The sequence below is a fragment of the Sphingomonas sp. 22176 genome, from assembly GCF_052045505.1.
In the GTDB taxonomy this organism is placed as follows: domain Bacteria; phylum Pseudomonadota; class Alphaproteobacteria; order Sphingomonadales; family Sphingomonadaceae; genus Sphingomonas.
On the sequence record NZ_JBQEPL010000014.1, the window covers coordinates 1 to 22186 of the forward strand.

General features: G+C 67.0%; 14 protein-coding genes. 9 read left to right on the plus strand and 5 right to left on the minus strand.

Translation table 11 applies throughout. The features are described from left to right. The 4 genes from kduI to ACTJKY_RS21335 all read left to right on the plus strand — a co-directional run. The coding region (kduI, locus tag ACTJKY_RS21320; protein ID WP_440846345.1) for a 5-dehydro-4-deoxy-D-glucuronate isomerase at positions 1–543 on the plus strand (543 nt) is incomplete at its 5' end. A gap of 47 nt (positions 544–590) precedes the next feature. Beyond that, on the plus strand, positions 591–1361 hold the full coding sequence (gene kduD, locus ACTJKY_RS21325; RefSeq protein WP_440848083.1) for a 2-dehydro-3-deoxy-D-gluconate 5-dehydrogenase KduD: 771 nt from the start codon (positions 591–593) through the stop codon (positions 1359–1361). Then, on the plus strand, positions 1358–2362 hold the full coding sequence (locus tag ACTJKY_RS21330; RefSeq protein WP_440848084.1) for a PfkB family carbohydrate kinase: 1005 nt from the start codon (positions 1358–1360) through the stop codon (positions 2360–2362). Before kduD ends, ACTJKY_RS21330 begins: the two co-directional genes overlap by 4 nt. Before the next feature lie 160 nt (positions 2363–2522). After that, positions 2523–3560: a LacI family DNA-binding transcriptional regulator gene (locus ACTJKY_RS21335; RefSeq protein WP_440848085.1), complete on the plus strand. Its 1038-nt coding sequence runs from the start codon at positions 2523–2525 to the stop codon at positions 3558–3560. Positions 3561–3615: 55 nt separating this feature from the next. Here the strand turns inward: ACTJKY_RS21335 and ACTJKY_RS21340 are convergent, their stop codons facing one another. Further along, positions 3616–6750 carry a TonB-dependent receptor gene (locus ACTJKY_RS21340; protein ID WP_440848086.1) on the minus strand — a complete coding sequence of 1045 codons (3135 nt, stop codon included), beginning with the start codon at positions 6748–6750 and terminating at the stop codon, positions 3616–3618. A gap of 449 nt (positions 6751–7199) precedes the next feature. On the opposite strand from ACTJKY_RS21340, the gene ACTJKY_RS21345 reads away from it, so the two are divergent. The 3 genes from ACTJKY_RS21345 (at position 7200) to ybaL (ending at position 11589) form a co-directional block, all read left to right on the plus strand. Continuing rightward, entirely contained in the window at positions 7200–9239 is a 2040-nt protein-coding gene (locus ACTJKY_RS21345) for an amidohydrolase family protein (protein ID WP_440848087.1), read from the plus strand. Positions 9240–9284: 45 nt separating this feature from the next. Further along, positions 9285–9683 carry a hypothetical protein gene (locus ACTJKY_RS21350; RefSeq protein WP_440848088.1) on the plus strand — a complete coding sequence of 133 codons (399 nt, stop codon included), beginning with the start codon at positions 9285–9287 and terminating at the stop codon, positions 9681–9683. Between the two features lie 250 nt (positions 9684–9933). Further along, positions 9934–11589, plus strand: coding sequence for a YbaL family putative K(+) efflux transporter (gene ybaL / locus ACTJKY_RS21355; RefSeq protein WP_440848089.1), 1656 nt, complete (start codon positions 9934–9936; stop codon positions 11587–11589). Here ybaL and ACTJKY_RS21360 read toward each other — a convergent pair. From ACTJKY_RS21360 to ACTJKY_RS21375, 4 genes are all read right to left on the minus strand, one after another. After that, positions 11565–13172, minus strand: a complete 1608-nt coding sequence (locus tag ACTJKY_RS21360) for an alpha-glucosidase (protein ID WP_440848090.1) — start codon at positions 13170–13172, stop codon at positions 11565–11567. The two genes, ybaL and ACTJKY_RS21360, sit on opposite strands and share 25 nt — an antisense overlap. A gap of 5 nt (positions 13173–13177) precedes the next feature. After that, positions 13178–14971 carry an alpha-amylase family glycosyl hydrolase gene (locus tag ACTJKY_RS21365; RefSeq protein ID WP_440848091.1) on the minus strand — a complete coding sequence of 598 codons (1794 nt, stop codon included), beginning with the start codon at positions 14969–14971 and terminating at the stop codon, positions 13178–13180. Continuing rightward, on the minus strand, positions 14968–16479 hold the full coding sequence (locus ACTJKY_RS21370) for a tryptophan halogenase family protein (protein WP_440848092.1): 1512 nt from the start codon (positions 16477–16479) through the stop codon (positions 14968–14970). The genes ACTJKY_RS21365 and ACTJKY_RS21370 overlap by 4 nt, the downstream gene beginning before the upstream one ends. Positions 16480–16543: 64 nt before the next feature. Further along, positions 16544–19360, minus strand: coding sequence for a TonB-dependent receptor (locus ACTJKY_RS21375; protein WP_440848093.1), 2817 nt, complete (start codon positions 19358–19360; stop codon positions 16544–16546). A 263-nt stretch (positions 19361–19623) separates the two neighbouring features. On the opposite strand from ACTJKY_RS21375, the gene ACTJKY_RS21380 reads away from it, so the two are divergent. Continuing rightward, positions 19624–20652, plus strand: coding sequence for a LacI family DNA-binding transcriptional regulator (locus tag ACTJKY_RS21380; protein ID WP_440848094.1), 1029 nt, complete (start codon positions 19624–19626; stop codon positions 20650–20652). 2 nt (positions 20653–20654) lie between these two features. Then, a complete protein-coding gene (locus ACTJKY_RS21385) occupies positions 20655–22145 on the plus strand; it encodes an MFS transporter (protein ID WP_440848095.1) in 1491 nt (496 codons plus the stop codon). Positions 22146–22186: the final 41 nt, after the last annotated feature.

A 22186-nucleotide genomic window follows, 5' to 3' on the forward strand; every position in this document is an offset into this window, starting at 1 on the left:
GCGCTCGGCAACAAGGACTGCCTCTACGTCACCATGGGTGCACAGGAGGTGATCTTCTCCGGCGAAGGCGCGCGTTTCTATCTGGCGTCCTGCCCGGCGCACAAGGCGTTCACCACCCGGAAGCTCGGCATCGCCGATGCCAATGCGCTGGAGCGCGGGAGCCTCGCCGAGTCCAACGAGCGAACGATCTACCAGCTGGTCATCCCCGGCGTGTGCGACAGCGCGCAGCTGGTGATGGGGCTGACCGTGCTCAAGCCGGGCAGCGTGTGGAACACCATGCCGCCGCACGTCCATGAGCGCCGCAGCGAGATCTATTTCTATTTCGAGCTCGACGACCTGGAGAAGGATCGGGTGATGCATTTCATGGGCGAGGGCGAGGCGACCCGGCATATCGTCCTGGCCAACGAGGAAGCGGTGATCAGCCCGCCCTGGTCGATCCATATGGGTGCGGGCACCAAGGCCTATGCCTTCATCTGGGCGATGGCCGGCGAGAACCAGGATTATACCGACATGCAGGTGCTGGATATCTGCCAGCTGGCTTGAGCGCCTAGCTCCCCCTCCCGCAGGCGGGAGGGGGAGAGGGACATGCCATGACCAACCCCTTCGACCTTACCGGCCAGGTGGCCGTCATCACCGGCGCCAACACCGGCATCGGCCAGGGCATCGCGCTGGCGCTCGCCGCGGCGGGGGCGGACATCGCCGCCGTCGGCCGCACGCCCGCGGAGGAAACCGTGCGCAAGGCGCGCGCGCTCGGCCGCCGCGCCGAGATGATTGCCGCCGACCTGTCGACGATCGCGCCTGTGGACAGGGTTGTGGACGAAGCTGTGGATAAGCTGGGGAAAATCGACATCCTGGTGAACAATGCCGGGATCATCCGCCGCGCCGACAGCCTCGACTTCACCGAGGCGGACTGGGATGCGGTGGTCGACACCAACCTGAAATCGGTGTTCTTCCTCTGCCAGGCGGCGGGCAAGTTCATGGTCCGCCGCTTCGGTGAGACGGGCGAACGGGGCCGCATCATCAACATCGCCTCCATGCTCAGCTTCCAGGGCGGCATCCGCGTGCCGAGCTACACCGCGTCCAAATCGGGCATTGCCGGGCTGACCAAGCTGCTGGCCAACGAATGGGCGGGGAAGGGCGTGAACGTAAACGCGATCGCGCCGGGCTATATCGCCACCAACAACACCTCGGCGCTCCAGGCCGACGAGACGCGCAACCGCCAGATCCTCGAGCACATCCCGGCGGGGCGCTGGGGCGATCCGGAGGATCTTGGGGGCGCTGCGGTCTTCCTTGCATCGCGCGCTTCGGACTATGTGCAAGGGCATATTCTCGCCGTTGACGGAGGCTGGCTGGCACGATGACGTTCGCATTCTTCGGGGAAATGATGCTGCGGCTCTCGCCGCCGGGCCGCGAACTGCTGCTGCAGACGCCCAAGCTCGACGTGGCGATTGCCGGGGCGGAGGCGAACGTCGCGACCGGTCTGGCGTGCCTGGGCCATGACGTTCGGATGATCAGCGCGGTGGCGGATAATCCGCTGGGCGCGGCGGCGGTCGGCGAACTGCGGCGTCGCGGGGTGGATGCCCGGCATGTCGTCGCCAAGCCCGGCCGGATGGGGTTGTATTTCCTTACCCCCGGCGCGGGGTTGCGGGCTTCCGAGATCGTGTACGACCGCGCGGGCTCGGTGTTCGCGACTCGTCCTGCCGAGAGCTGGGACTGGGATGCGCTGCTCGACGGCGCGACCCGGCTGCATCTCTCCGGCATCACTCCCGCGCTGGGGCCGAACACCGCGGCAGCCGCGATCGCTGCGGCCGAGGCGGCGAGCGCGCGCGGCATCGCCGTGTCGTTCGACGGCAACTACCGCGCCAAGCTGTGGGAAGCCTGGGACAGCGATCCGCGCGGCGTGCTGACCCAGCTGATCCGCCACGCCGATGTGCTGTTCGGCAACCACCGCGACATCTCGCTGCTGCTCGGCGAGCACTTCCCGGGCGACGGCGCCGATCGCCGGCGCGAGGCGGCCGAGGCGGCATTCGCGGCCTTCCCCAAGCTTCAGCTGATCGCCTCGACCGCGCGCCATGTCGACGATGTCGACAGCCACCGCATCGCTGCGCGCGTCGATACCCGCGAGGGCGGGCAGCAGACCGAGGAACTGCGCGTAAGCGGCATCGTCGACCGGATCGGCGGCGGCGACGCCTTTGCGGCGGGCGTGCTCCACGGTCTGCTGGAGGGCGGCGACGCGCGCGCCATGGCCGAGGCCGGGCTGGCGCTGACCGCGCTCAAGCACTCGCTGCCGGGCGACGCGAGCCTGTTCACCCGCGCCGACCTCGCCGCCTTTGCCGAAGGGGGGCTCGACGTGCGGCGGTAATCCGGCGGCGCGCCGTGTTGGGGCGCAATTTGGCGCCGCACGGCACGGCGCCTCGGGCACGATTCTGTGTCGATTTGGGCAGCGGGAAATAGTTGTCCACCCGTGTCCACTGCCTCGGTCGGCTATCGCCATCGGTGCCGCCGCCGTATAGCATGGACGCATGGAGAAGACGGGCAAGCCCACCATCAACGACGTCGCCCGCATCGCCGGCGTGTCGAAGAAGACCGTCAGCCGGGTCATCAATCGCTCGCCGTTATTGAACCAGGATACCCGTGCCAAGGTGGAGGCGGTGATCGCCGACCTGGGCTATATACCCAATGTCCAGGCACGCGCGCTGGCGCTGCGGCACAATTTCCTGCTCGGCCTGATCCACGACAATCCCAACGCGCAGATGGTGATGAACGTCCAGGCGGGCATCCTGGAAGCCATCCGCGACACCGAGTTCGAGCTGATCGTCCGCCCGATCGATCGCGGTTCCTCCACCATGCTGGCGGACGTGCGGGCCTTCCTGGAGCGGCAGCGGCTGTACGGCGTGCTGATCCTCCCCCCGGTTTCCGAGAACGACATGCTGGCCGAGCTCTGCCAGAGTCTCGGTACCCGCTATGTCCGCATGGGATCGACGACGCTCGACACGGCCGAGCATATGGTCGCCTCGAACGACTGCGAAGTGGTAGTGGAGGCGGTGCAGCACCTGATCACGCTCGGCCATCGCCGGATCGGGCTGATCGCCGGGCCGCACGGTTTTCGCTCGGCGCGCGAACGGCGAAAGGGCTTCGAGCAGGCGTTGAGCGATGCTGGCATCAAGCTGCCGCGCAGCATGATCGCCGAGGGTACCTACACGTTCGAGAGCGGGCTGGCGGCTGCCGACCGGCTGCTCGACCTCTCGCCGCGGCCCACGGCGATCTTCGCGTCGAACGACGAGATGGCGGCGGCGACATTGCACGCCGCGCGGCGCCGGGGAATGAGCGTGCCCGAGGACCTGTCGATCATCGGCTTCGACGATACCGCGATCGCCGCGCATATCTGGCCGCCGCTGACGACGGTGCACTGGCCGATCGTGTCGATGGGGCGGTCGGCGGCGCTGAAGCTGCTGGCCGATTTCTTCGGCGAGGAGCAGGGGGTGGAGGAGCCTTCGCTCTTCCCCTCGACGCTGATCCACCGCGCGTCGGTCGCACCGCCGAGGCCGGGCAGCGCCTGAGATCTGGTAAATGGAAGAAGCGGGGCGACGGCGAACCGCCGCCCCTTGTCGTGCGTCAGAAGGTGCCGCGCAGGCCGACCAGGAACTGGCGGCCGGGCTTGTACGAGGTGAACGTCGCGTTCGGGAACTGGAAGTAGGAACGCAGCGTCGCGTTGGTGAAGTTCGACACGTTGAAAGTCAGCTGCGGCGCCTTCTTCACACCCAGGATCTTGTCGAGATCGAAGGACGAGGAGAAGTCCCAGCTGGTGTAGTCGGAGTTGTACAGCGACGCCGCCGGGATGCCGTTCTGCGTATTGCCGCTGCTCTGCGATCCCTCGCGCGAGGTGGTGGATACGCGCAGCATCACGCCGTTCCGCTCGTAATAGCCGGTGATGTTGTAGGTGAACGGCGCAACGCCGTACGCCTGGGCGGGGCCGTCGCTGGTCTGGTCGACGACCGTGGCGTTGGCGTTGAAGCCGAAGCCGCGGAAGCCGAGCTTCTCGGTGAGGAAGTCGAGCGGCTGGACCCACTGGAATTCCAGGCCGTTGATCTTCAGCTTGTTCGGCACATTGACCTGGCTGGTGACCAGCACCGTCGCCGCACTCGGCCCACCGCGCGAGTTGAGCGCGATCTGCTGGGTCGGGTTCAGCGTGTCGTAGGTGATGCCATACTGGGCCAGCGCCGAGAACGGCACCGTCGCGTTCGAATTGTTGGTGAAGCCCGTGATCGACTTGCGGAAAGCATTGAAGCTGACCACGCCGTCGCGGCCGGTATAATATTCGAAGCCGAGATCGATGTTGGTCGACATGTAGGGCTGGAGCGCCGGGTTGCCGATCGTCGCCTGGTCGGCCGACGGCGCGCCGAAGCTCACACCCGGCAGCTGGGCCGAGGGATCCGGACGGGTCATCGTCCTCGAGGCGGCGAGGCGGACGACGGCATGCGAGCTGACGTCATAGGCCACCGTCGCGGCCGGCAGCCACTTGGTGTAATTGTTGCGGGTGGAGACGATGGTGACCAGGTTCGGATAGCGGCTGCCGTCTGCAATCTGGGTGCCGGCCGCGGTGCTGTTGCGCGGATCGGCGACCGACACGCGACCCTGGATCGTCTGGATCGTGTTGACGTAGCGCAGGCCGAGGTTGAAGCGCAGCATGTTGCCGCCGACTTCCTGCTCGCCGTTCAGCGTGGCGAAGGCCGACTTGACGACTTCGCGGATCAGGCCGCCGCTGGCGCCGGTGTTCGAACCGCCGCTTTCCGGCGAATTGTCGTGGAAATAGTCATAATTGCTGGCCTTGCGGAATGCATCCCAGTTGACCGTCACAAAGCCGGCGGGGCCGGGCTGCAGATAGGTCGGGAACGCCGCGTTCGGGATCAGCGAGCCGGCATAGGTCACCGGGCCGGTCTGGCCGGCGGTGTAGCCGGTGCCGAGACCCGGATAGGTGGGATAGCCCGCGGGCGCTGCACCCGGCGCGTTCAGGCCTTCGCACGGCGGCTGGCCGTTCGGGCTCGGCAGGTTGACGCTGGGATTGTTGCCGCACACCGCGTTCTGCCAGGCCTGGCTGTTGTCATAGCCGCGGATCCGGCGCGACGTGTCGTCAAACGCACCGCCGACCTTCAGGCTCAGCGCGCGATCGCCCCAGGTCAGGTCGCCGCGGACGCCCTTGTTCTTGTTGAGCCGGCGCTCGTCCTGCATGTTGACGCGCGCGCCGGTGTACCAGCCGAAATTGGCCGGGTTGTTGAGGTCGATGCTGCTCTGGATGTCCGGGATGCCGCCATTGTTGGTGTAGGTGACGGTGCCGCCTTGGCCCAGCGGCGTCATGCCGCCGACGGTCGGGCTCTCGCGGTGGAAGGTCGAGCGCGCATAATTGCCCTGCAGCGTCGCCTTCAGCTTGTCGTTGATCTCCCATTCGGCACCCGGGTTGACGCTCCACAGCTCGGTCGTCTCGTAATAGGGGCGGAATTCGTCGAAGAACTGGGTGTTGGCGAAGGTGCCGCTGGTGACGGTGCAGCCCGCGCTGCAATCCGACTTGTCGAACTTCAGGTTGGTGGGGATCGACGCGCCGTTGCGGCCGACCCAGGCCATGTCCTCGCGGATCAGCTCGTTGTGCTTATAGCCGTACAGGCCGTCGACGTAGAAATGCAGCGTGTCCGACGGGCGATATTCGGCGCTGACGATGGCGTTGATGCGATCGCGCGGGCCACGGATGTCGGAAATGCGGCCAAGGCGCGGGATCAGCCCGTTGTCGATCTGCTGGATCGTCGCGCCGGGATTGTTGGCGAGCAGGAAGTTCTTGTCGATCACCGTGCCGGCGACCAGGCCTGCGCCGGCCCCTGCGGGCACAACCGCCGGAATCGTCCAGTTGCCGCCGCCGGTGGCGTTGCAGCCCGAGGTCGCGCCGCACTGCGCCGCGGTCAGCTGCGGGTTGGTGTAGCCGATCGTCTCGAAGCCCTTGGTGCGGGTGTACAGCCGCTGCGCCGAAACACCGGCGAGGATGCCGATCGTGTCGTTGTGCCAGCTGCCGATCAACGAGCCGCGGCCGCCGATCTGCTTCGCCGGCTCCTGGTTCGAGCCCTGGATGTTGTAGGCGATGAACGAGTCGGCGCGGTCGAACGGACGCGCCGAGCGCAGGTCGACATTGCCCGCCGCGCCGCCTTCGAGGAGGTCGGCCGTGTAGCTCTTGTTCACGGTCAGCTTGGTGAACAGGTCGGTCGGGAAGAAGCTGAGGTCGACCGAGCGATCGGTGCCCTGCGCGTCGGTGGCACCCGAGGAAGCGACCGCGATCGGCGCGCCGTTCAGGGTGACGTTGGTGAAGTTCGAGCCCAGGCCGCGGATCGCGACGTTCACGCCTTCGCCGGTCACGTCGCGCGTGATGGTGATGCCGGGAATGCGGTTGAACGATTCCGCGATGTTGGTGTCCGGGAACTTGCCGATATCTTCCGCGAAGATGGAGTCGGTGAAGCCGGTGGCATCGCGTTTGGCGTTGACTGCCTTGGCCAGCGACGAGCGATAGCCGGTGACGACGATTTCCTGCTCGTTGCCCTGCGCGATCGGCGCTTCGCCCGATTGCGGCGAAACGGAAGGCGCATCGGGTGCGGTCTCACCGGCGGGCGGCGTGCTCTGTGCCCAGGCGGTGGAGGCGCAGCTGGCGCTGAGGATGGTCGCGCAAAGCAGCGCGGTGCGGGCAGGGCGGAAGCTGCGGGACATGCTGTTCATGATCAATCCCCTCGAATGGTGCCGGACTTGAGCCGGCTCTTTGCTTGATGCTGGTGGTGGAAGCGCACGGCAGCGCTCGCGCAAGCGCCGTTGACGGGCGTTGCGGCAGGGCAGTCGTTCGCGTTGCTTGGTGTCAGTTGTGCTGGGTCAGGGTGGATCGGCGCCGCCCATGACGCTTGCCTTCGCGACGTGTTCGCTTGGCACTCTGTGCGTCGTTCGGCCCATCCGATCCTCTTCCCAGCGGCGCGCCGGCTTATGTTGCCAGCGTCATGTTAGCGTTATCTTTCACGCTTTGGTCTGGCCGTCAATGGTCAATGGTCAGGCCATAAAGATCCGCCGAGGCTGCGCTTTTGCTGCCACACTGCATTCGTGTTCGGTGACCTGGCCGAATTGCGCGATGGATGGAGGCGTGTCAGGATGTGACGATCATATCTCCGGGGGGACCTTTCATGCGTTCGTTTCGCTTCGCGCTCCTGCTTGCTACCGCTGCCATTCTTCCCGCTGCCGCGCAGACCCAGAAAGCGGACCTGATGACGCCGGCCGCGGGCGCACGGCACTTCACCATTACCTCCACCGCGGGCAAGCATGGTGATGTCTGGTCCTGGACGCTGCCGGACGGGCGGATCGCCTATCGCACGTCGATGTCGCTGCGCGGCTGGATCACCGAAACCGACGAAGTAGTGAAGCTGGGGCCCGACCAGCGGCCGGTCGACATCGCCGTGCGCGGCTTCACCGACAGCGGCGATGCGACCGAGACCTTCTCCGTCGATCCCGCCGGCGTCGCGCACTGGAAGACCGCGGTCGACTCCGGCGAGAAGCCGTTCGGCAAGGCGCGCTACAACAGCTATGGCGGCCCCTGGCTGGCGTTCGAGAAGGACGTCGACGCGCTGGTCGCAGCCGGGTCGGCGGGGATCGACCTGCTGCCTACCGGCCATGCCAGCATCACCATCGGTAAGGCGGTGGAGATCGACGGACCGGGCGGCAAGAAGACGGTGAAGCTCGCTTATGTCACCGGCACCGGCTTCTCGCCCTCACCGGTGTGGCTGGATACGCAGAACCATTTCTTCGGCGTGGCAGGCGGCATGTCGCTGCTGCCGGAGGGCTATGAGGCGGCGGGGCCGAAGCTGAAGGAAGTGCAGGACAAGGAAGCGGCCGAGATGGTGCGCGGGGTGGCGCACCGCTTCCTCGTGCCCGCGAACCACACGCCGACGCTGGTCGATCACGTCCTGCTGTTCGACTCGGTCGCCGGCAAATACGTGCCTGACCAGGCCGTGCTGGTCGCCGACGGCAAGGTGGCGAAGACCGGCCCGGCCGGCAGCATCGCGGCGCCGCCGGGCGCGACGGTGCTCGACGGCAAGGGCCGCACGCTGCTCCCCGGCCTGTGGGACTCGCACCAGCATGTCGGCGACGATTGGAACCTGCTCCAGAACGTCGCCACCGGCATGACCAATTATCGCAGTCCGGGTTCGTCGATCGAGGATGCGCAGAGCATCTTCAAGCGCCGCGCGGCGGGGGATCTGCTGGCACCGGACGGCAAGGTTTCGGTGATCATCGACAGGAAGGATCCACTGGCGGCGCAGGGCGCGCTCACCGTTTCCTCTGCCGCGGAAGCGGTGGCGGCGGTCGACAAGATCAAGGCGGCCGGCATGTGGGGGGTGAAGTTCTACACCTCGATGGACCCGGCCTGGATCGCCCCCGCGGCGGCCGAAGCGCACAAGCTCGGGCTGCACGTCCATGGCCATGTGCCCGCGCATATGCGTCCGCTCGATGCGGTGCGCGCGGGCTATGACGAAGTCACCCATATCAACTTCATCCTGATGCAGGCGATGCCGCAGGACGTGGTCGACAAGGCCAACACCGCGGCGCGGCTGGAGGGGCCGGCGAAGTACGGCAAGGACCTGAACCGCGACTCGCCCGAGCTGCGCGCCTTCTATGCCGAGCTCGCCAAGCGCAAGACGATCATCGACCCGACGCTGACCGTGTGGGAGCCGTTAATGACCTCGGACGGCAGCGCGGTGCCGCCCGAATATGCCGCCTATGTCGACGTCGCGCCGCCCTCGGTCGCGCGGGGCTGGAAGATCGGCGGATATCCGCTGTTCGACGGCCTGACCCGCGACGATTTCCGTAAAAGCTTCGGCAAGATGGTCGAAGTGGTCGGACGATTGCACCAGGCGGGCGTGCCGATCGTCGCGGGTACCGACGGCTATGGCCTCGAACTGGTGCGCGAACTGGAGCTCTACCAGCAGGCCGGCCTGACCAATGTCGAAGCGCTGCAGACCGCGACCATCGTGCCGGCGCGGATGGTGGGGATGGACGACCGCGTCGGCGCGATTGCGCCGGGCAAGACGGCGGACATCATCCTGGTCGAAGGCGATGTTTCCAAGGACATTGGCAATCTCCGTCATGTCCAGACCGTGTTCCTCGACGGCTACCGCCTCGACGGCGACGCGCTGCGCAAGGCGAGCGGACTGACAGGCATGCCCAAGTAACACTTCGTTACGGCACCATCACGCGATCCCTGCGTTGATTGCGTGATGGGCCGTTCCTTCACCTCCATGTCCGATCGGGGCACCAGCCGGCGCCTTATGCTGCCGGTGGCGGTGTGGACCTTCGTGCTGGCGCTGCTGTTCGGCGCAGTGGCGCCGCTCGGTCCGCCCGACACGCTGGTCCACGGCGCGGCCTTCAACCCCGCGACGACCAGCGTGGCGATCGCCGCCAAGCGCAGCGACCAGACCGCGGGACTGTGGCAGAGCGTCCGCGGCGTGCGGCACGACGGCGCTGGCGGTGGCGCGGCGATAGTTGCACTGGCTCCCGCGCTTGCCGCCATCCTCTCCCTCTTCGTGCTGCTCTACGCCTGCACGCCGGCCAAGGTACTTCGCCCGATCCGGTGCGGTGCGCGTGGCGCACGGTCGCCACCGGTCCGCCGCTGCTGAGGCGCCAAGCGCGCCCCAACGCCTGAACTTCGTCTTCGCCGCCGCTGCGGCGCTGGAGGAGGACTGTATGCGTACAAGAAGAGGCAAGCGGCCCCCCAAATGGTTCGCCATCGCCGTCTGGTCCGGCATTGCCGGCACCGCAGCGCTATTGGCAACCGCGATCGGCGTGGCCCAGTCCTGACCTGCATCGACACCGGTCGCCTTCAGGCGCGACCGGTGTCGAACCAGTTTTTCATTTCAAGGAGGATCGATGCCGCATCATGCGCCCCTGATCGCCACCATCGTCGCCGGACTTGTCGTCGCCTTCATTTTCGGCGCGATCGCGCACCGGATCAAGGTCTCGCCCATCGCCGGCTATCTGCTCGCCGGCGTCGCGGTGGGGCCGTTCACCCCCGGCTTCGTCGCCAATTCGGGGCTCGCCAACGAGCTCGCCGAGATCGGCGTGATCCTGCTGATGTTCGGCGTCGGACTGCATTTCTCGCTGCGCGACCTGATGTCGGTGCGCCGGATCGCGGTGCCCGGCGCGGTGGTGCAGATTGCCGCGGCGACCGCGATGGGCATCGGCCTCGCTTATGTCGCCGGATGGGGACTGCAGGCGGGTATCGTCTTCGGCCTGGCGCTGTCGGTGGCGAGCACGGTGGTGCTGCTCCGCGCGCTGCAGGGGCACGACATCGTCCAGACCGAGCGCGGGCGGATCGCCGTCGGCTGGCTGATCGTCGAGGATCTGGCGATGGTGGTGGCGCTCGTGCTGCTGCCGGTGCTGGGCGAAGTGATGAGCGGGGAAGGCGGCGGGTCGCTGCTCCAGCCCCTGGTCTCCACCTTCCTCAAGGTCGCCGGCTTCGTCGCGCTGATGCTGGTCGTCGGCCGCCGGGTGATCCCGTGGACGCTGCAATGGGTGGTCGGCACCGGCTCGCAGGAGCTGTTCCGGCTGGCGGTGCTGGCGATCGCGCTGGGCGTGGCGTTCGGTGCGGCGCTTGCCTTCGACGTGTCGTTCGCGCTGGGCGCCTTCTTCGCCGGCATGATCCTGGGCGAAACTTCGCTCAGCCGCCGCGCGACCGAGGAGACGCTGCCGCTGCGCGACGCCTTCGCGGTGCTGTTCTTCGTCTCGGTGGGGATGTTGTTCAATCCCTCGGTGCTGGTCGAACAGCCCTTGGTGCTGCTGGCGGCGGTGGCGGTCATCCTCGTCGGCAAGTCGCTCGCAGCCTATGGAATCGTGCGGCTGTTCGGCTACTCAAACCAGACCGGGCTCACCGTGGCGGTCAGCCTCGCGCAGATCGGCGAATTCTCGTTCATCCTGGCGGGGCTCGGCACCGATCTTGGCCTGATGCCGGCAGCGGCGCGGGATGTGATCCTGGCGGCGGCGATGTTCTCGATCTTCCTCAACCCGTTCCTCTTCGCCTGGGTGGCCAAGCGCTACGAGGCGGCGGAAGCCGGTCGTGAGGCGGTCGCTCCGATCGATCTGCCCAAGGGACATGTGATCCTGATCGGCTATGGCCGGGTGGGTAAGATGATCGCTGAGGATCTCCAGCAGCACGGCAAGGCCTTCGCGCTGATCGAGGACCAGAACGATATGGCCGAACAGGCGCGGAAGGCCGGCATAACCGTGGTGGCAGGTAATGCCGTCGACGTGCGGACGCTGGTCGCCGCGCAGATCGGCCAGGCAAGCAAGCTGCTGATCGCCATCCCCGCCGGGTTCGAGGGCGGGGCGATCCTCCAGCATGCCCGCCAGCTCGCGCCCGGCGTGCCGGTGGTGGTGCGCGCCCATTCGACCGACGAGGTCGCGCACCTCGAAGGCCTGGGTGCCGACGAGGTGGTGATGGGCGAGCGCGAGACTGCCAACCGGATGATCGAACTCGCTCGCGGCATGCCGGCGGGATCGGATCAGCCGGCGATAAGCCCCGCATAAGCCGGCAGGCGGTGGAGGGTCGCGCCGTTCAGCGCCTCCACCACTGCCAGCCCGTCCACCAGGGCGGGCGGCAAGTCCACGGGTACGGCCGAGAGGTTGAAGGCGCAGACGAGGCGCTGGTCCCCAGCGGCGCGGGTGAATACCAGCAGTGCCTCGTCGGCGTGCAGCACGTCCATCGCGCCTTCGACCAGCGCCGGGTGCTGCTTGCGCAGGTCGATCAGCCGGCGGGTGCGGCGGAGCAGCGAGGCGGGATCGGCATCCTGCACGTCCACCGCGCGGCCGAGATGATCCGGCCCGAGCGGCAGCCACGGCCGGGCGACCGAGAAGCCGGCATTGGGTGCGTCCGCAACCCAGGGCATCGGCGTGCGAGCGCCGTCGCGGCTGAGGGTGAGCGGCCAGTTGGCGATCGCCTCGGGGTCCTGCAGGTCCTCATAGCCGATCTCGACCTGGGTGAGGCCCAGCTCCTCGCCATAATAGAGGATCGCATTGCCGCGTAAGGATAGCAGCAGCAGCATCTTGAGCGCAGCGAAGGCGGCGCGGTGCTCGGGGGCGACCCAGCGCGAGATGGCGCGGGGCGCGTCATGGTTTTCGAACGCCCAGCTCGGCCAGCCCACGCCCGGCGCCTCGGGCCACTCCGCGACGGCGTCGCGGACCAGCGCGGGCGTCAGGCGATCGGCGTAGAGGAAGTTGAAGCCATAGGCGCTGTTCAGCCGCCTCTCCCCGGCAGTGAACAGGTGCATTTCGGCCTCGGGTGCGGGCCCGCCGACTTCGGCGACGGTGAACCGGCCGGGATAGCCATCGGCCAGCGCACGCAGCTTCTCGAGCAGCAGCGGGATGTCGGCATGGCTCTGATTGTAGACATGCTGCTGAAAGTCGAAGGGGCGGGTGCGCGGGAGCCCCGTGTCCGGCGCGGGCGGGTTATCGCGCAACTGCGGATCGTGCATCGTGAAGTTGATCGCATCCAGCCGGAAGCCGTCGACGCCGCGATCGAGCCAGAACTTGGCGGTGGCAAGGGTGGCGGCCTGCACGTCCGGATTGTGGAAGTTCAGGTCTGGCTGCTCGCGCAGGAAATTGTGGAGATAATATTGCCCGCGCCGCGCGTCCCAGGTCCAGGCGGGGCCGCCGAATACCGACTGCCAGTTGTTGGGCGGGCTGCCATCGGGCTTCGCATCGGCCCAGACATACCAGTCGGCGCGTGCGCTTGTGCGGCTGGTGCGGCTCTCCTGGAACCACGGATGCTGGTCCGAGCTGTGCGAATAAACCTGATCGATCAGTAACTTGAGGCCCAGCGCATGCGCGCGCGCTACCAGCGCGTCGAAGTCGGCGAGGGTGCCGAACACGGGGTCGACGCCGCAGAAATCGGCGATGTCATAGCCGAAGTCCCGCATCGGTGATGTGAAGAAGGGCGAGATCCACACCGCATCCACGCCCAGCGCCGCGACATGATCGAGCCGCGCGGTGATGCCGGGCAGGTCGCCGACGCCGTCGCCGTTCGAGTCCGCGAAGCTGCGCGGATAGATCTGGTAGATCACCGCGCCGCGCCACCAGGGCCGGGTTTCGGTGGAAAGCGCGCGCATCGTCATCAGGTTCACTTGGCTGCTCCGGCCGCGCAGACGGCATAGCCGAACGCGGGAAGGGAAAGGGTGAGGCTGCCGGGGGCAGCGGCGCTGGCGGGGCAGGCACCTGCCAGCGTGCGGAAGGCGGTGGAGCCGGTCTCGACCTGGACGTTGCCGCTCCACGGCTCGGGGCTGGTGTTGAAGGCGATCACCGTCTCGGCGCCGGTCTTCGGATCGAAGCGCGAGACGGCGAACAGGCCGGGCTTGTCGCTGGCGAAGCGGGTGACCTGTCGGCCGCGGGTGAGGGCCGGGTGGCTGGTCCGCAGCCGGGCGAGCGTCGCGATCTCGCGGAACAGCGGGTGGTCGATGTTGAAGCTCGGCGTGGCCGTGGTCGCGTCGGTGCCGAGCAGGTGATTGTCGTTGTAGCTGGCCACTTTGCTCCCGAACATGTCCTCGCGCGCGTCCTGGTCGTTGCCGTCGCTGACGAAGCCCTGCTCGTCGCCCGAATAGATGGTCGGCACGCCGCGCAGCAGCAGGAGCATCGCTTGGGCGAGCTGAACGCGCTGGAGCAGTTCGGCCTGGCTGATCTTCGGGTTGGCCTGCTTGATGAAGGTGGCGGCACGGCCGGCGTCATGGTTGCTGACGAAGGTGGGCAGCCAATGCGCAGTTCTCTCGCCGCCCTCGTAGAGCACGTCCGCTGCGAAGACCTTGGCGAGGCGATCGGTGCCCTTGCCGCCGGCGACGTCGATCACCGCCTGGTTGAAGGCAAAGTCGAGTACTGCAGGGAACTTGTCCACGCGGGTATGCTGGGCAAGCGCGGCAACCTCGGGATCGGCGACCTCGCCGAAGATGTGGAAGTTCGGGATGCCCCTGGCCTTGGCGCGGGCGAGCATCGCGGGGACGAAAGCCTGCCAGAATTCCCGATTCACATGACGTGCGGTGTCGATGCGGAAGCCGTCGATCCCGAAGCGATCGATCCAACCGCCAAAGATGTCGATCATGCCGGCAACGACGCGCGGATGCTCGGTCATCAGGTCGTCGAGCCCGACGAAATCGCCCATGGTCGAGCTCTCGCCGGCAAAGGTCGAGTTGCCGCGATTGTGGTAGTAGATCGGGTCGTTGAGCCAGGCGGGCACCTTCACGTTCCGCTCCGCCTCGGGCACGACCGGCGTATAGGCGTAGTCCGGCCGGGTGAGCTTGGCGAAATTGGCGGCGCCATGATCGTCGTCGCCCGCAAAGCCCGGGTTGATCGGCGCGCCGCTGAGGCCGCCCTTGCGGCTGTACGGATAGTCGGCACGGCTGCGATAGCTGCAGTCGCCGCATTCGCGATACTGGATCACGTCCGCGGTGTGGTTCACCACGATGTCCATGTACACCTTGATGCCGCGCTTGTGTGCCGCGTCGACCAGCGCCTTGAACTCGGCATTGGTGCCGAAATGCGGATCGACCTGGGTGAAATCGGTGATCCAATAGCCGTGATAGCCGGCCGATTCCTGCCCCTTCGGTCCCTGCACCGGCTTGTTCTTGAAGATCGGCCCGACCCAGATCGCGGTGGCGCCCAGTGCTTGGATATAGTCGAGCCGGTTCAGCACGCCCCTCAGGTCGCCGCCATGGTAGAAGCCCTTGGAGGCGGGATCGAACCCGGTGACGAGCCGGTCGCCGGCCAGCCCGCCGCGATCATTGGCGGTGTCGCCATTGTCGAAGCGGTCAGGCAGGAGGAAGTAGAGCACTTCGTCTTCGGGCAATCGGTCGCGATAGGTCTGCGCCATGGCCGGCGTCGCGGCGAGCGCGGCGGCGAGCAGGGCGAGGGCGGTCGAAGGGATCATGCGGCAATCTCCGCGTCCGCAGCGCCGTGCGCGCGGACGAAGTCGCTATGGGGGAGCATCTGCGCGACTTCGCGCGCATTCAGCTTGGCGAGGAGGTCGAGATATTCGGCGATCTGTGCCACCGGCGGCTGATCGGCGAGAGGGTGGTGTCCCTGTGCGGTGATGCCCTGGCCGGCCAGCACTTGCAGCCAGGCGACGTCGCTGAACAGGTCGCCCTCTTCGCGGACGATCTCGCCGGTGTCGCGCCACAGCGCGATCTTCTCGGCAAGGCCTTCGGGCAGGGGCGCCTCGCGCCGCTCGCGCCAGAAGGGCCCGTCGCGGTCGTTGGCCCAATAGTGGAGGATCAGGAAGTCGCGGATGCGCTCGCTCTCCTGCGCGGCCTGGCGGTTATAGCTGTCGCGCAGCGGCTCAAGGGCGCGTCGGCCGGGGAGGAGTTTGAGCACGCGCTCCACGGCCGACTGGATCATGTGGATGCTGGTGGATTCGAGCGGCTCGAGGAAACCGCTGGCCAGTCCCAGCGCGATGACATTGCCCGCCCAGGCGACCTCGCGCCGCCCGGTGCGGAAGCGGATCGGGCGCGGATCGCCGAGTGCGGGCTCGTCCAGCCCGGCGAGCAGCCGCGCCGCGGCCTCGTCGTCGGAGAGGTGGCGGCTCGAATAGACGATGCCGTTGCCGGTGCGATGCTGGAGCGGGATCCGCCATTGCCAGCCGGCATCGTGCGCGGTGGCACGGGTATAGGGGGTGAAGTCGCGGGCGCGGGCGCTCGGCACCGCAAGCGCGCGGTCGCAGGGCAGCCATTGTGACCAGTCCTGATAGCCGACGCCGATCGCCTCGCCGATCAGGCGGGCATGGAAGCCGGTGCAATCGAGGAACAGGTCGCCCTCGATCCGGCGGTCGCCGTCGAGGTGGAGCGCGGCCACGTCACCGTCCTCCCCGTTGCGAGCGACGGCTTCGATCCGTCCCTCATGCCGCACCACGCCGCGTGCCTCGGCATAGCTACGCAGGAAGCGGGCATAGAGACCGGCATCGAAATGGAAGGCATAGGGCATTTCCGGCAGCACGCGGGCGGTGCGGGCCGGGCCGCGCTGCATCCGATTGCCGAGCGCCGCCACGTTGTTGAGCGCATAGGCGGCGAGCGGCTCGGCCACGCCTTCCGCAAGCCCGCGCAGCCAGGTGTGGCGGAAGGCGAGCAGGCCATTGTCGCGGCCGACATTGCCAAAGGCGTGCATGTAGCGCCCGCCCTTGGTCCAGCCGACGAACTCGATCGCCAGCTTGTAGCTGGCCTGGGTGGCGGCGACGAAGCTGTCCTCGTCGATGCCCAGGCTCGCGTTGAACAGGCCGATCTGCGGGATGGTCGCCTCGCCGACGCCCACCGTGCCGATCGCGTCGGATTCGACGAGCGTGATCGTGAAGCCGGGGCCGAGGAAGCGGGCCAGCGCCGCCGCGGCCATCCAACCGGCCGTGCCGCCGCCGACGACGACGATGCGATATGGTGCTGCGACTGCCATGGCGCTCCCCCTCCGGTGCCGGCGATGGGGCCCGATCTCCGCGGGGAGACCGGGCCGACGAACCTCAGAACTTGTACGTGATGCCGAGATAATAATCGCGGCCGTAGCGCTGATATTCACGCACCAGACGGGGATCGCCCGCCTCGGTGGTGATGAACGGCGCATCGGTGAGGTTCTTGGCCTGCGCCAGGATCGCCAGACCCTTCAGCGGACCGGTCTGGAACTCATAGCCGATCTGCGCATCCAGCACGCCTTCGGACTTGCCGGTGCGGAACTCCGGATTGGCCGAAAGTCCGGCCAGTTCCGCCAGGAAGCTGTCGCGCCAGCGATAGGTGGCGCGCGCCTGGAAGCCGTTCTTCTCGTAATAGGCGGTGCCGGTGGCGATCCACTTGGATTGGCCGGGCAGCGTGACGGGCGTGTTCGGGTTGCTGCCATAAATGACGCGGCTGTCGACATAGGAGCCGCTGGCGAAGATGCCGAACCCGTCGAGCGCGTTGGCGAACATGCTGAACGGCACCGATGCGGTGGCTTCCACGCCGAGAATGTCGCCGCGGCCGGTATTGTCCGGGGTCTTCACCAGGCCGAACTGCGCGTTCTGCGACCGCACGATCGCCTGTGCTGCGGGCGGCAGGGCGTTGAGCAGCGCCGAGAAGTCGTACAGCGTGCTGTTGTTCGGATCGACGAAGTCGGTCAGGTGCTTGTAGAAGCCGGCCACCGAGAGATAGCCGCCGCCGCGCAGATATTTCTCCAGCGAAATGTCGATGTTGGTCGACTGGTAAGGGCGCAGGCGGAAATTGCCGCCATCCGAGCTGAACGGGCTGTTCTGCGGCAGGCTGCCCAAGCCGAGTTTCGACAGGTCGACATTCACCGCCTGGGTGATGCGTTCCTGATCGAGGCGCGGGCGCACCATCGTCTGCGCCGCACCCATCTTCACGTAGAAGGTCGGCACCAGCTCGAGGCTGAACGTCGCCGAGGGCAGGAAGTTGGTGTACTTGGTGCTGTCCGCCACCGGCGCCACGGTGACCACGCCGCCCTGCAGCGCAGCGATCGCGCCAGACGAGCCCTGGTCGGTGTGTACCACCTGCAGCCCGAGCGTGCCCTTGAGCGACTTGCCGCCCACGGTGCCGTCGATCGTCAGCTTGGCATAGCCGGTATAGACCTTCTCGGTGACGGTGTTGTCGCGAACCAGCGAGCCGGGGCGATTGTCGAACACCGGCCGCAACTGCCCATAAACCTTGAGCGGATCATAGGTCAGCATCTTGGGCACGCCGAGATAGGCGAGTGCGACCTGCTCGCCGAGTACCGCATCCGACGGCACCGCGAAGCTGGTCGGCGTGCCGCTGGCGATCGTGCAGCCGGTGCCCGCGCCCGGCGGGCAGAGGAAGTAGGAGGTGTAGCGGCTCTGCTTCTCGCGGCGGCTGAAATTGCCGCCGATTTCCCAGCTCTTGACGATGCTGCCGCTGAACTCGCCGTTGAAGCTGGCGCGCAGCGACTTGAGGTCGTCCTCGAAGTCCGGCCGGTTGAGGAAGCCGGCCTGCACCACCGACTGGGTGCCGTTATAGCCCCAGCCGCGCGGATCGGTGAGGCTGATCACGTTCGTGTTGGTATAGTCCAGCGTCGGAACGATGCTGTAGGTGCCGTTCGCATTCTGGTTGATCTTGATCGTGTCCTTCGCACCGGACTGGTTATAGCCGGTGCCCGAATAGGTCTCGAGCAGGAAGTCGGTGCGGGTGGCGTGGCTCCAGCTGGCGTCGACGACGAAGTGGATGCTGTCGCTCAGCTTGAAGTCGTTGTTCCAGCCCAGCGAAATGTTCTCGGCCTTGCGCTTGTTGTAATCGTTGCGCTGGACGGCGACGACGTTGGAGATCGTCGCACTGGTGACGAGGCCGTTCTGCACCGTGTAGCCCGGCTGGATCGTCGCGTTCGAGCCATAGGCCGGGGCGATCGGGAACTCGATGCCGCGCAGGCGTTGGGTTTCCTCGAAGTGCGAATAGAGGCCGTCGAAGGTCGAGTGGAAATTCTCGCTCGGCTGCCATTCCACCGTCGCGACGCCGCCATAGCGCTTGAGCAGGTTCGACTGCACATAGGGCTTGGCGCCACCGAGGAAGAGGTTGTTGCCGGCGTTGGATTCGGCCGGGAAGCCCCAGGCAGCATAGCGCTCGATCTGGGTCGGCGTGTTCTGCGCGGAGAGGCCGATGGCGATGCCCAGCGTGTCGCCCGCAAACTTGTCGACATAGGTCGCCGAGGCGCGATAGCCGTAGCGAGTGCCGTCCGGATTGAGCTTCTTCTGCTCGTTCATCTGGCCGCGCGCGGCGACGACGAAGGTGCGCTGCGACTGGGCGAGCGGGCGCAGCATGCGCAGGTCGACCGTGCCGGCGATACCGGCGGCGATCAGCGAGGCGTCGGCCGACTTGTAGACGTTGACGTTTTTGAAGAATTCCGACGGGTACTGGTCGAACTCGACGCCGCGATTATCGCCCACGGTCACCTGCTCGCGGCCGTTGAGCAGGGTGGTGGAGAAGTCGGGGCCGAGGCCGCGGATCGACAGGCGCTGGTCGCGGCCTTCGAGGCGCTGCGCGGTGACGCCCGGGATGCGCGCCAGCGAGTCCGCGATCGACACGTCGGGCAGCTTGCCGATGTCTTCGGAAGAGACCGAGTCCACGATCATCGTGTTGTTGCGCTTGATGTTCGCCGAGCTGGCGAGCGCGGCGCGGAAGCCGGTGACGACGATCTCGCCGGGGCCTTTGTCCTGCGCATCGGCGGCGGGGGTGCCGCTGTCCTGCGCGAAGGCGGCGGTGGTGAAGCTGAAGGCGATCGCGGCGGCGCTGGCGCCAAGGGCGATGCGGGCGGCGTGACGGCCGCGGAACGTGCTGAGCAACATGTCTCTCCCCAATCTGTCTCTACCCCGGCTCTTGGGTGGCCGGATGAATGCCCGCCCCATGCGGGATGCGCCGGTTCTGCGCAGTGCTGCATTCAATCTTGCAAAAGGGGGTATGGAGGCCAGCCGCTCACATACGTATTCAGGCCCGATGCGGGCCCGCTATGGCCTTTCGGCACCAGTCTGCCGATTGACGGCACCACCCTGCTGCGCCCATGCATATTATGCGATGCGGCGACCACGGCCGTACGCGGGGAGGAAGCAGGATGGGCATGCAGCGCAAGCCTACGTCGTTCGATATCGCGCAGCTGGCGGGCGTCTCTCAGCCGACCGTTTCGCGTGCGCTGCGCGGCGAAGCGGGGGTAAATCCGGCGACGCGGCTGCGTATCGAGTCGATCGCCAAGCAGTTGAACTACCGCGTCGACAAGGCCGCCTCCAATCTCCGCACGCGCCATTCGCAGACGCTGGCGCTGCTGTTCTTCGAGGATCCGACCTCGGACGATTCGCTGATCAATCCCTTCTTTCATTCGATGCTGGGATCGATCATCCGCACCTGCGCCGAGCATAATCATGACCTGCTGATCAGCTTCCAGCAGCTCTCCAGCGACTGGCACACCGATTATGAGGATGCGCGCAAGGCGGACGGGCTGATCCTGCTCGGCTATGGCGATTTCGAACTGTACCGCGCGCGGCTGAAGGCGCTGCGCGATGCCGGCACGCATTTCGTCCGCTGGGGATCGGTGCTGGCCGAGGGTGCCGGGCTGACCATCGGTTGCGACAATCGCGGCGGCGGGGCCGAGGCGACGCGGCACCTGCTCGGGCTCGGCCGCACGCGCATTGCATTTTTGGGTACGGCATCGAGCCACTATCCCGAGTTTTACGAGCGCTATCGCGGCCATGCCGAGGCGCTGGCCGGGGCAGGGCTTGCCGTCGACCCGGCGCTCCAGATCGACGCGATCACCACGGAGGAATCCGGGGCGGCCGCGGCACAGGCGCTGCTCGACAGCGGCGCGGATTTCGACGCGATCCTCGCGGCGAGCGACCTGATCGCGATCGGTGCGATGCGGGTGCTCCAGGCCGCGGGCAAGCGCATTCCAGAGGATGTTTCGGTGATCGGTTTCGACGATATTCCCGCGGCCAGCTCGGCCAACCCGCCGCTCACCACCGTGATGCAGGATGCGCGGCTCGCGGGCCGCACGCTGGTGGAGACGCTGATCGGGCGGATTCGCGAGAAGCCGGTGGGACCGGCGCTGCTTCCGACCAAGCTGATCGTGCGCAAGTCGTGCGGGGCGTGAGCATGGAGAAGCCGCGCCAGTCCTTCGCAGGCCTGTGGAATATCAGCTTCGGCTTTTTCGGCATCCAGATCGGCTTCGCCCTGCAGAATGCGAATATGAGCCGGATCTTCCAATCGCTCGGCACGCGGCTGGACGACCTACCGGCCTTGTGGGTGGCCGCGCCGCTCACCGGGCTGCTGGTCCAGCCGATCATCGGGCACCTCAGCGACAAGACCTGGCTGGGGCGGCTCGGGCGCCGGCGCCCCTATTTCCTCGGCGGCGCGATCCTTGCGGCGCTCGCGCTGCTGCTGATGCCGGAGAGCCCGGCCTTGTGGTTCGCAGCCGGGCTGCTGTGGGTACTCGACGCCTCGCTCAACATCTCGATGGAGCCGTTCCGCGCCTTTGTCGGCGACATGCTGCGCAAGGACCAGCACAGCGCCGGCTATGCGGTGCAGACCGCGTTTATCGGGATGGGCGCGGTGCTGGGATCGATCTTCCCCTGGGCGCTCGAACATCTCGGCGTCTCCAACGCGGCGGTGGCGCACGGCGTGTCGGACACGGTGCGCTACGCCTTCTGGTTCGGCGGCGCGGCGCTGTTCTGCTCGGTGCTTTGGACCGTGCTAACCACCCGTGAGTACAGCCCGGCGGAGATGGCGGCCTTCGACGGCCCGGCGGCCGAAGATTCGGGCGAAGCGGTGGCTCTGCTCGCGGCACGAAGGCCTAGTGCGGGTCTGTCGTGGATCGTGCTGGGTGCGCTGGTGGTAATTGGCGTCTGGCGGTTTGCGCTGGAAAAGGAAGTCTATTTGCTGGGTGGCCTGCTGGCTGCCTATGGCTTGGCGCAGATCGTCGCAATTGTGCGGGCGCGGGCGGGCAGGGCGAGCATGCTCGGCTATATCGTCGGCGATTTCGCGGGCATGCCGGTGCTGATGAAGCGGCTGGCGGTGGCGCAGTTCTTCAGCTGGTCGGCGCTGTTCATCATGTGGATCAACACCACGCCGATCGTCGCCGGGGCCTTCTATGGATCGCCGGATCCGAAGAGCACCGGCTACCAGGAAGGCGCGAACTGGGTCGACGTGCTGTTCGCCACCTATAACGGCGTCGCCGCGGTGGCCGCGCTGACGCTGCTGCCCTTGCTCTCGGCGCGCTTCGGCAAGGCGCGCACGCATATCTTCGGGCTGTTGTGCGGGGCGGCGGGCTATGCCAGCTTCTTCCTGGTGCGCGATCCGGCGTGGCTGATCGCCAGCGAAGTGGGCATCGGCATCGCCTGGGCGTCGATCCTCGCCATGCCCTATGCGATCCTCGCCTCCAGCCTGCCGCAGGCGAAACTCGGCATCTATATGGGGCTGTTCAACGTCTTCGTGGTGGTGCCGCAGCTGCTGGTGGCGACGGTGATGGGATCGATCATGAACCGCTTTTTTCCCGGCGAGCCGATCTGGACCATGGCGTTTGCGAGCGGCACGCTGCTGTTGGCCGCGGTGGCGATGCTGCGCGTCGCGGCACTGTCGCGGGACTGAGGCCTTCCGCGCGTCGCGGCTAGCGGCAGGCACCACCGAAG